9 protein-coding genes and 1 pseudogene are annotated in these 9,464 nt (G+C 61.8%); 4 read left to right on the top strand and 6 right to left on the bottom strand.

The window, feature by feature from the left end; all coding sequences use genetic code 11:
• Nucleotides 1-198 (top strand): annotated as a pseudogene (locus tag NW858_RS04245) (serine/threonine protein kinase); the annotation flags it as partial.
• A gap of 98 nt (nucleotides 199-296) precedes the next feature.
• On the opposite strand, the gene NW858_RS04240 reads toward NW858_RS04245, so the two are convergent.
• The 3 genes from NW858_RS04240 to NW858_RS04230 all read right to left on the bottom strand — a co-directional run bounded on the left by NW858_RS04240 (nucleotide 297) and on the right by NW858_RS04230 (nucleotide 3,367).
• Nucleotides 297-896 carry a superoxide dismutase gene (locus NW858_RS04240; protein WP_414335503.1) on the bottom strand — a complete coding sequence of 200 codons (600 nt, stop codon included), beginning with the start codon at nucleotides 894-896 and terminating at the stop codon, nucleotides 297-299.
• Between the two features lie 156 nt (nucleotides 897-1,052).
• Nucleotides 1,053-1,412, bottom strand: coding sequence for a hypothetical protein (locus NW858_RS04235; protein ID WP_414426943.1), 360 nt, complete (start codon nucleotides 1,410-1,412; stop codon nucleotides 1,053-1,055).
• Nucleotides 1,409-3,367, bottom strand: a complete 1,959-nt coding sequence (locus NW858_RS04230; RefSeq protein WP_414519933.1) for a transglycosylase domain-containing protein — start codon at nucleotides 3,365-3,367, stop codon at nucleotides 1,409-1,411. Before NW858_RS04230 ends, NW858_RS04235 begins: the two co-directional genes overlap by 4 nt.
• 157 nt (nucleotides 3,368-3,524) lie before the next feature.
• Between NW858_RS04230 and tyrS the strand changes: the two genes are divergently transcribed.
• Complete coding sequence (gene tyrS, locus NW858_RS04225) at nucleotides 3,525-4,778, top strand: tyrosine--tRNA ligase (protein WP_414519931.1); 1,254 nt, start codon at nucleotides 3,525-3,527, stop codon at nucleotides 4,776-4,778.
• Between the two features lie 51 nt (nucleotides 4,779-4,829).
• On the opposite strand, the gene NW858_RS04220 is transcribed toward tyrS, so the two are convergent.
• On the bottom strand, nucleotides 4,830-5,546 hold the full coding sequence (locus NW858_RS04220; RefSeq protein WP_414519929.1) for a hypothetical protein: 717 nt from the start codon (nucleotides 5,544-5,546) through the stop codon (nucleotides 4,830-4,832).
• Between the two features lie 328 nt (nucleotides 5,547-5,874).
• Here NW858_RS04220 and NW858_RS04215 point away from each other — a divergent pair, with 328 nt between their 5' ends.
• Complete coding sequence (locus NW858_RS04215; protein WP_414519927.1) at nucleotides 5,875-6,369, top strand: hypothetical protein; 495 nt, start codon at nucleotides 5,875-5,877, stop codon at nucleotides 6,367-6,369.
• Between the two features lie 145 nt (nucleotides 6,370-6,514).
• A complete protein-coding gene (locus NW858_RS04210; protein WP_414519926.1) occupies nucleotides 6,515-7,642 on the top strand; it encodes a peptidylprolyl isomerase in 1,128 nt (375 codons plus the stop codon).
• On the opposite strand, the gene NW858_RS04205 is transcribed toward NW858_RS04210, so the two are convergent.
• Complete coding sequence (locus tag NW858_RS04205) at nucleotides 7,639-8,631, bottom strand: succinate dehydrogenase/fumarate reductase iron-sulfur subunit (RefSeq protein ID WP_414519924.1); 993 nt, start codon at nucleotides 8,629-8,631, stop codon at nucleotides 7,639-7,641. The two genes, NW858_RS04210 and NW858_RS04205, sit on opposite strands and share 4 nt — an antisense overlap.
• A 55-nt stretch (nucleotides 8,632-8,686) precedes the next feature.
• Nucleotides 8,687-9,457 (bottom strand): MlaE family lipid ABC transporter permease subunit, encoded by a 771-nt coding sequence (locus tag NW858_RS04200; RefSeq protein WP_414335284.1) that lies wholly within the window; start codon nucleotides 9,455-9,457, stop codon nucleotides 8,687-8,689.
• Between the last annotated feature and the right edge of the window lie 7 nt (nucleotides 9,458-9,464).

The following is a 9,464-nucleotide window of genomic DNA, read 5'->3' as shown; positions in this document are numbered from 1 at the left end:
CCCGTTGCAGCGCCGGCCCCCCCGCCCACTCCCATTCCCAGCACCCCCCTGCCGCCCCAGCCGGTCAATCGCCCCCTCTTTCCCCCCATCAACCGGGCCGCTCCTCCTGCTGCTGCCTTTCCCACCCCTGCCCAAAACCCTACGCCCAGCTTCCTACAACGCCTGCGCGAAGAGCGGGAACGCTTGGGGAAGGACTAAGCCGAAAAAAAGGGATCCCTGAGGATCCCCTGGCAAAGAGCTGGGCAAGGCTAGTCCTCGATGGGATCCCCCGTCAGAGGATCCCAGAAGAGGGTCAGTCAGGCGGCTGCCAGCCGGGCATTGGCGGCATCCCAGTTCACCAGGTGTTCCAGGTAGGCGCTGATGAAGTCGGGACGCCGGTTTTGGTAGTCCAGGTAGTAGGCGTGCTCCCACACATCCAGGGTGAGCAAGGGCACTTGGCCGTGCACCAGCGGGTTTTCGGCGTTGGGGGTTTTGGTGACCTTGAGGGTGCCGTTGTCCAGCACTAGCCAAGCCCAGCCGCTGCCAAACTGGGTGGCCGCCGCCGTTTTGAAGGCTTCCACAAACTTGTCGTAGCCGCCCAGGTCGGCGTTGATCTTGTCGGCGATGGGCCCCGTCGGCGCGCCGCCCCCACCCGGCTTCATGGATTCCCAGAAGAAGGTGTGGTTCCAGACTTGGGCAGCATTGTTGAAGATGCCCACTTTGTCGGGATCCCCAAACGTGGTCTTGATAATTTCTTCCAGGGACTTATTGGCCAGATCGGTGCCCTCGATCAGCTTGTTCAGGTTGGCCACGTAGGCGGCGTGGTGCTTGCCGTGGTGGTAGGAGAAGGTTTCCGCCGACATATAGGGCTTGAGGGCGTCGGCAGGGTAGGGCAGAGCTGGGAGTTCAAAAGCCATAATCGTCTGTCCTCTGTGTCTTGTGCAAGGAATGCAAGAAAGAACGCGGCCAAGGCTAAGGGTAAACCAGACAAAGGCGTTACCTTTCTTTGCAGTCTTAGTGTAACTCAGAACGATTACGCTTTGGGATCCCCTGGGCCCTTCGATGACCGGGGGCTAACGGGATCCCTGCCGCAGCAGCTCGATCAGCAGGGGGGCGACATCCCGCAGCAGCGGGATCAAAACCGCTGTGATGGCGGCGATGGTAACCACATTGCGGGTGAAGTTGAGGGTGTCGCGGCTGAGCTGGAAAAACCGCTCGTCCCAGCGTTTGACCTCGGCTTCCAGACGTTCTTCTGCCTTAGCGACGCGCTCCTCGGCGTTGGCGATGCGTTCCTCAGCTCTGGCGATGCGCTCTTCGGTGCCGGCAATGGTCTGCAGCAGCTCTTGGTTTTGCCGGGCCAGTTGGGCGATGGCCTGAGCATTGGCCTCGATGGTGCGCTCAATGCGCGCCAGCCGCTCCTCGCTATTGCTCATGGCCGGGGAGGGGAAAATTGCTGAGGGCTAGGGAAGTCTTGGGGTGGGATCCCTTGCAGGGCCTCGGCCATGAAGCGCTTCCAGGTGGGGGCGACAAAAGCGCCCCCTGCCGTGCCGGGCAGCATGGGGGAGTTGTTGTCGTTGCCGATCCAAATGGCGGTGGACAGTTGCGGCACATAGCCGATAAACCAGGCGTCGCGAAAGTCGGAGGTGGTGCCGGTTTTGCCTGCTACCGGTCGCCCATCGTCCAGACGGGCCGCGGTCCCGGTGCCCTGGGTCACCACCCCCTTGAGGATCTGGTTGAGGGTAGCCACCGCCCAGGGATCCAAAACCTGCTGCGGCTGGGGCTTGGCCTCGAAGAGAATCTGACCGTTGCGATCCACCACCTGGGCCAAGAAGGTTGGCTCCACCCGGTAGCCGCCATTGGCAAACACCGCATAGCTGGCCGCCATCTCCAGGGGGCTGATGCTGGCCGAGCCCAGGGCCGTGGCCAGGTTGGGGAACATCTCGGCGCTGATGCCCGTGGCCTGGGCCGCTGCAATGACGTTGCGGATCCCAACCTCATCTGCCAGCTTGACGGTGGGCACGTTGCGGGAGAGCTCCAAGGCGCGGGCAAAAGTGAGGGGGCCGTAAAAGGTGTTGTCGTAGTTTTTCGGGCTGTAGGGGGGCGAGCCGGGATAGGTGACAGGGGTGTCTTCCAGGATACTGCCAGGAGAATACCACCCGCTGGCCAGGGCCGCGTAGTACACGTAGGGCTTGAAGGTGGATCCCGTTTGGCGAAAAGCCTGGGTGGCGCGGTTAAATTGGCCCCGTTGGGCGTTGATGCCGCCCACAAGGGCCTTGACATAGCCGGTGCGGGGATCCACTGCCGCCAGGGCCATCTGGTCGGCCCGGCGAGCAGCTCCAATGCGGGGCCCATCTTCGTTGACAATGCGCTCTGCCAAGCGTTGCAGCCGCAGGTCGATGGTGGCCTGCACCCGCAGCCCCCCCTGGAGAATTGCCTGCTCGCCATAGCGACGCCGCAGCTCGGCTTCGATGACGTCGGTGACCGCCGGGGCGTTGCTCTGGAAGGAGGTGATGCGGCCCAAGGTCAATTCTTGCTCGCGGGCTGCCTGGGCTTCTTCCGGGGTAATCCACTTCAGCTCCACCAGGCGATCCAGCACCAGCCGCTGCCGGCGTTTGGCTCCCTCCAGGTTACGGAAGGGGCTGAGGGTTTCTGGAGCCGGCAGGATCCCGGCCAACATCGCCGCTTCCGCCAAGTTTAGCTCTGCCGCATCCTTGTTGAAGTAGCTGCGGGCCGCCGCCTGGATGCCGTAGAGGTTGTGCCCCCAGTACACCTGGTTGAGGTACATCTCCAGGATCTCGTCTTTGGTAAAGACCTGCTCCAGCCGCACCGCCAGCACGACCTCGGCTACTTTGCGGCTGAGGGTGCGCTCCGGCCTCAAAAACAGGTTCTTCACCAGTTGCATCGTCAGGGTGGAGCCGCCTCCCGCTGAGCCCAAGCCCCCCTCAACGCTGCCCAGAAGGGCCCGGCCCAAGCTGACCGGGTTGATGCCGGGGTGGGTGTAGAAGTGGCTATCTTCAATGGCCAGCAGCGCCTTTTTCATCTCCGGCGAGACCTCGTCCAGCGAGATCACCTCCCGGTTGGCTTCCCCATGCAAGCTGGCAATCGGCTCGCCGCGAATATCGACAATGTGGGTGGTGGCCACCGGCACGTAGTCCCGCAATTGATGTACATCCGGCAGGTTGCGGAAGCTGATGGCCAACCCCATCAAGCCGGCGGCCGTCGCCGTAGATCCCAACAGCAGGGATCCCAGCAACAGATTGCCCACCGTGGCGGCAACCTGAGCCCTCCAGGAGGGGCGGGTGGGTGGGGCCGCGCCGGCGTACTCACCATACCCCAAGCGGGGGGAGAGATGGCCGCGAGCCCCCGAGCGTCTGCGACCGTAGGTCACGTCAAAAACTCCGTCACTTCAGCGTTGCGGAGCGACCGCAAGTCTGACCCATTATAGGGCGGTGCTTCTTGGGCCGGCAGGGGATCCTTTCTGGGTGGGGCGAAGCCGGGTGGGTGGATAGGCTTAAAATGGCTCATGGTGCACCTCGATCCAAGGGATGGAATCAACTCTAGGGACATCGCCAACTGCCCTCTCGTCGGCCCCAAGGGATCCCTGCATCGCCGAGATCGCCCAGCGGGGGGTGGCCGAGATCTTTCCGGGGGGGGCGGCAGCTCTGGAAGAGCGCTTGGCCACAACGGATCGCTCTTTGCGGGTCAAGCTGGGCATCGATCCGACGCGGCCAGATCTGCACCTGGGCCACGCGGTGGTCTTGCGCAAGTTGCGGCAGTTTCAGGATGCCGGCCACGTGGCCATTTTGCTCATTGGGGATTTTACGGCGCTGGTGGGGGATCCCACTGGCCAGTCGGAGGCGCGTCCCCGCCTGACGCCGGCAGAAGTGGAAGAAAACGCCCGCACCTATCTGGAGCAGGCTGGCAAGATTTTGGACTTTGCGACCCCTGGCCGGCTGGAGGTGCGCCGCAACAGCGAGTGGCTGGCCCGCCTCACCCTCAGCGAGCTAATCGAGCTGCAGGCCCAGATGACGGTGGGGCAGATGTTGGCCAAAGAAGACTTTGCCCAGCGCTACCAAGCTGGAACACCGGTGTACTTGCACGAATTTCTTTACCCCCTCCTGCAGGGCTACGACTCGGTGGCCCTGGCAGCCGACGTGGAGCTGGGGGGAACCGACCAGCGCTTTAACCTCCTGGTTGGCCGGGAGCTGCAGCTTTGGAAAGGCCAAACCCCGCAGTTTTGCCTGACGGTGCCGCTTCTGGAGGGCTTGGATGGCTACCAGAAAATGTCCAAGTCCAAAAACAACTACGTGGGCCTGACCGAGGATCCCCTCACCATGTACTCCAAGCTGGAGAAGGTGCCGGATCACCTGGTGGAGCGGTATTTTGAGTTGCTCACGGCGGTGCCCCCCTCAGAGCTGCCGGCAGATCCCCGTCAGCGCCAGATTCTCCTAGCCAAAACTCTGGTGGCCCAATTTCACTCCCCTGAAGCGGCAGAAGAGGCGCAGCGCACCGCCCAAGCCCTGGTGTTGCAAGGCAATCTCGTCGAGACGGGATCCATCCCCACCTTTGCCGTCGAGGGCTTGTCTTACCCGGCAAAACTCAGCTACATCCTGCGCGAGTCCGGCCTGTGCAAGAGCGCCGCCGAGGCCCGTCGGCAAATCCAAGGAGGCGCCGTGCGGCTGGACGGACAAAAAGTGGAGGATCCCGACTTGGAGTTTGCCAACGCTTCTGACCTGGTCGGGCGGGTTCTCCAGGTGGGCAAGAAGGCCTTCCGCCGCTTGGTGGTGGGCCCAGAGTAGTCAGCCCCCAACCCCTCTCCCTTGATGAGACCGGGAAGGGGGGATCAACCATTAACGGGTGGGGGTGGGCTTGAAACCGAGCCCGGCTTTTTTCTGCTTGGTCTTGGCTGGGGGATTGGACAGCGGTGAAGCCAACAAGGTTGGCGGGAAAACGGGCTCCGCCTTGGGCCGGATCGATCTCGCCTCCGCCACAGCTTCAGCGAGCTTCTGCCGCACCAGCTCTTGGGTCTCCAAGATATTGGGATCCGCCGCCCATTCCGGGGCTTCCCTGACCGGATCGTCTTCGGAAGTAAATTCCAAGTCGTAAACCTCGTTGCGGTAATCGGGGCTGAAGCACTCCCAGGCGCGCAAACTGTAGAAGTAGGGGAATAACCGCACCATGCGCTCGATATCTAGGTGTGCTGCAAAGCAACAAAAAGCCTCTTCTTCAGAGACCGGAAATGGCGCGTAGTGCTCGGAAACAAACCACTGCAAAAACTTGCGCGCCTCCGGAACAACCTGCTCCGGGGCCATGGATCCCAGCGCCGCCGCGTTGAAGCAGTTGACCAAAAGGTGCTCCAGCAGCACGGCGTTGTACTCGGCAAAGCAGGTTTGCTCGCGGCTTTCTACCGGCTGCCAGGGCATATTGCCGTTGGCGGCGATAAACAGATGCACCAAGTCATGCGAGGGATTGGTTTGAATGGCGCCGTGCCCCTCCAGCTTGGCCCCGTCACAGCTAAAGATTTGGTACTGCGGGCTCCAGTAGAACTTCAGTTGCTTGGCCGCCATGTCCGACCGTCCTCCTCACCCAGAGGGATCCCTCTAGAGCTTACACCCGCAGGCGGGCTACAGGCACCTCTGCAGGGACAATCGCCGTCGCCCCTGCCCTGCCCCAAATGGAGACAGAGAAGGTTTCCTAGCCAAGGTTAAAGGAGAGCAATTAGCTTGCAGAAACGTCGTCGATAGAAGCAATCGACCCGAAAACAAGCTTATAGTGTACTTTCTTGTACACTTGGGTTCTTTTCTCCGCGATGCTCCTGAGTTCTTCTCATGGTAGGTTTACGCTGCTGTCCTCAAGCTTGTCTGTGTTATCGGCTATATTCTTCAGGTTTCAACAATGCAGCTTAGCAGACCCCAAAACCGAGAAACTGGCTGGGCAATTGTCTTGATCCTGCTGGGGATCTCCATAACCGGCTGTGGCTCTTCCAGTAGCACAGGGATCGACCCTGCTTCTTTGGGATCCCAAACGCGCTTGACCTTCAACGGGGCTCTGACGCGCAGTTTCAGCACCACCCAGGGGGAGATGGAGTTCAACATTGCCCTCTTGCAAGCAGGGGATCCGCCTCAGCCGGTCACCCAGCTTTCTCCTGCCCAGGTCAGCTTGCAAGTTAACCGCATAACCGATCTGCAAGGGATCCCGCAGTCAGCCACAGTAACTCTAAGCCCCACCCGCATCGAGAACCCTCGAGCTGAGCTGGCCCGTCAGCCTTTGCTCATGGCCATCCTCATGGACGGCTCCGGCAGCCTGTTGGTTTTGGATCCCCAGTCCCGTCGCTTCTTAGCTGTTTTTGGGCTTTTGGATCAATTTCGCGCCACACCCTTGGATCTGTGAGGCCGTCGTTCCCAGGTAGGAGGGGGACGCAGCCGGTTCCTGGCCGTTTGACCTTTGCATTCTCTTCTCTTGCAGCAACGCTTGCCGCCAGCAACGGTAGAATGCCAGGCTGAGAGCAAAAGCAGTGTCGGCAACAGGTGAGGATATGGCGCAGCGTGCCCAGCAGGGATCCGCAGTTGGCAGCAATCGGTGGGAGTGGGGGAGAAAATCGCTCCGGCTTGTCTTAGCTGCTGTGTTGCTGTGGGTGGTTTGGCTGGGTGGGATCCCGGCCCTGGCGCTGCCGCAAGGGGATGCCATTACGGATCCGCGTACTCTCTTGCGGCGGGCGCTGCCCATCCAAGACAGCCGGATCTGGGAAATCGATGAGGCCATCACCAAAATTGAGAGCGACTTGAAGTACAACCGCTGGTCGGCGGTGCGGGGAGATGTGCGCCAGGTGGAGCGGCTTCTGGATCGCTACACGGATCCCCTCTTGGCGGAGTTGCCCCCTGAGCAGGCTGCTGCCGCCGCTGGAGAAGTTGCCGCTCTACGCCAGGAGTTGCAAACCATCGGCCAGGCCACGGAGCGCAAATCCAAGGGCAAGGAAGAGGCCCGCGCCGCCTACGACCGCCTCATAGACGAGCTGGGATCCCTGGAAAACCACTGGGTGGGGGCTTTTCCCTACGCGATCCCTGCCGAATACGCTGACAAGCCGCAGCTCCTGGGCCGGGCGGAAGTGGAGCTGAACACCACCGCCGGGCGCATGGTGATCACGCTGGATGGGTATAGCGCCCCCCTCACCGCCGGCAACTTTGCCGATTTGGTGCAGCGGGGCTTCTACGACGGCCTGACCTTTGACCGGGTGGAGAACTTCTTCCTGGTGCAAGCGGGGGATCCCCCAGGCCCTGCCGACGGCTATGTGGATCCGGCCACCGGCAAGGTTCGCACCATCCCGATGGAGATCCGCGCCAAAGGCGAGGTGGTGCCCCGCTACGGCCAGACCTTCGATCAACTGGGCCTGTGGGATGTAGAGCCGGCCCTGCCCTTTGCTGCTGAGGGGACGGTGGCCATGGCCCGCTATCCCGATGATCCCAACAGCGCCTCTTCTCAGTTCTTCATCTTCATGGCCGAGCCGGATCTCACCCCTGCCGGCCTCAACCTCATGGATGGCCGCTATGCCGTATTCGGTTATGTTACCGAGGGCACCGAGGTGCTGCGCAAGATCAAGCTAGGGGACCAGATCCTGAGCGCCCGGCTGATCTCAGGCCAGGAAAATCTCAAAAATGGGGCTTAGGGATCCGCGGCGCCACCGTTCGTTTCCTGTCTGACCGCATCGATCAGCCGCCGCACCGTCGCCGTCCCTGAGGAGGGCTTGAAGCGCAAGGGAAATTTGCCCCTGGCCAGCAGGCGCAGCCCCAAAGGCACCAAGCTGAGCAGCCCCTCCCGCCCCACCACCTGCAGGCCGAAGCGGCGCTCATCCACCCAACCACCGGAGCGCACCAGTTGCACCAGGGTCTTGCGGTGGCGGATGGCTATGTCCTGGGCACGAGAACGGTTGCCCAACAAAACAGGAGTCTGGTCTCGGGAGAGGATCCCTTGCTTGAGCTCGGTGATTTGATCCAGGGGCGCTACACCCATCGGGCAGACACTGTTGCAGTTCCAGCAGCGGGTACAGCCCCAGACGCCGGCCAAGCTATCTTGAGCTTGCAGGCGTTGTTCCCGTCGGCTGTCGCGGCTGTCTTGGACAAGGCGGTTGGCTTTGGCCAAAGCATGAGGGCCGACAAACTCCGGGTTCACCTCTTTGGCGTTGCAGTCGGAATAGCAGGCCCCGCAGAGAATACAGCCACCGGCAGCGTTGAGATGCTCCCGTTCGGCAGGCAACTGTAAAAATTCCCGCTCCGGGATGCGGCGCCCCGCCGTGCTGACAAAGGGATCCACCCGGCTGAGATCGTTCCAGAAGGGCTGCATATCCACCACCAGATCCCGCAGGACGGGCAGGTTGCCCAAAGGGCCGATGCGAATGGGCTGAGGGCTGCGGGGATCCAGCTCTTCGCCCACCTGTCGGCCACAGGCCAAAGCAGCCCTGCCGTTGATGCGCATGGCACAACTGCCACAGATGGTGTTGCGGCAGTTTTTGCGGAAGGCCAAGCTGCCATCCTGCTCCCACTTGATCCGGTTGAGGCAATCGAGAATGGTAGCGCCAGGGGATGTCTCCAGCCAGAAAGACTGCCAGCGGGGTGGCTCCGGCGGCAACTGTCGCAAAATCTGAAATTCCACTCGCATGGATCCGGAGAATGGGCAGGGGATCCCATCTTAGCGGCAGCGTGGGCAGGCGCGACTACAGCGCGCGGCTGAGGGCGCTACCCGGCCCCTGAAACAACAGCCAAGAGATCAGAAAGTTGGTAACAAACACGCCCAGCAGCGCCGTGACGACAGCATCGGTGGTGGAGCGCCCCACCCCCTTGGCGCCGCCGCTGGTGGAAAGGCCCCAGTTGGAGCCGACAATGGCGATCAGAGCCCCGAACACCATCGCCTTCAAACAACAGACGAGCAAGTCCCAAGGGGCCAGGAGATTCTGAGCCGAGGTGAGAAACACCGCGGAAGGAATGTTGTAGACCGAAGCGCAGATGATCATCCCTCCCACTAAGCCGGTTAGCAAGGAGAGGATGGTGAGCACCGGCAGCATCAGCCCTGAAGCCACCACCCGCGGGATCACCAGGTAATCCACCGGATCGGTGCGCAACAACAGCAGAGCGTCGATCTGCTCGGTGACTTTCATGGTGCCCAGCTCGGCGGCAAAGGCGGATCCCACCCGTCCGGCCAGGATCACCGCCGTCACCACCGGCGTCAGCTCGCGGGCCAGGGCAATGGCCAAAACCCCGCCGATGAGGGAAGAGGCCCCGAAATTGATGAACTCGCGTGCCAACTGAATGGTGAAAACGCCGCTGATCACCACCGCCGTGATCAAAACAATCAGCAGCGACTCCAGCCCCACTGTCGCCAGTTGCTCCAGGGTGTTGCGCCGATGAATACGGCCTTGCAGCAGGTGCAAGATCACCTGACCGGCCAGGAGAAAACTGCTGCCCACCCGCTGCAACCAGTTCATGATCTTTGTC

The sequence above is a fragment of the Synechococcus sp. H55.10 genome (assembly GCF_047502715.1).
Classification (GTDB): domain Bacteria; phylum Cyanobacteriota; class Cyanobacteriia; order Thermostichales; family Thermostichaceae; genus Thermostichus.
Note: the sequence above shows the minus strand (reverse complement) of the source record. Positions and strands in the feature narration are given on the sequence as shown.

Excerpts from the sequence above, each read along its gene's own strand:
- NW858_RS04240 (WP_414335503.1), bottom strand. The coding sequence starts at position 896 with ATGGCTTTTGAACTCCCAGCTCTGCCCTACCCTGCCGACGCCCTCAAG.
- NW858_RS04205 (WP_414519924.1), bottom strand. The coding sequence starts at position 8,631 with ATGCGAGTGGAATTTCAGATTTTGCGACAGTTGCCGCCGGAGCCACCC.
- NW858_RS04210 (WP_414519926.1), top strand. The coding sequence starts at position 6,515 with ATGGCGCAGCGTGCCCAGCAGGGATCCGCAGTTGGCAGCAATCGGTGG.
- NW858_RS04215 (WP_414519927.1), top strand. The coding sequence starts at position 5,875 with ATGCAGCTTAGCAGACCCCAAAACCGAGAAACTGGCTGGGCAATTGTC.
- NW858_RS04235 (WP_414426943.1), bottom strand. The coding sequence starts at position 1,412 with ATGAGCAATAGCGAGGAGCGGCTGGCGCGCATTGAGCGCACCATCGAG.
- tyrS (WP_414519931.1), top strand. The coding sequence starts at position 3,525 with ATGGAATCAACTCTAGGGACATCGCCAACTGCCCTCTCGTCGGCCCCA.
- NW858_RS04220 (WP_414519929.1), bottom strand. The coding sequence starts at position 5,546 with ATGGCGGCCAAGCAACTGAAGTTCTACTGGAGCCCGCAGTACCAAATC.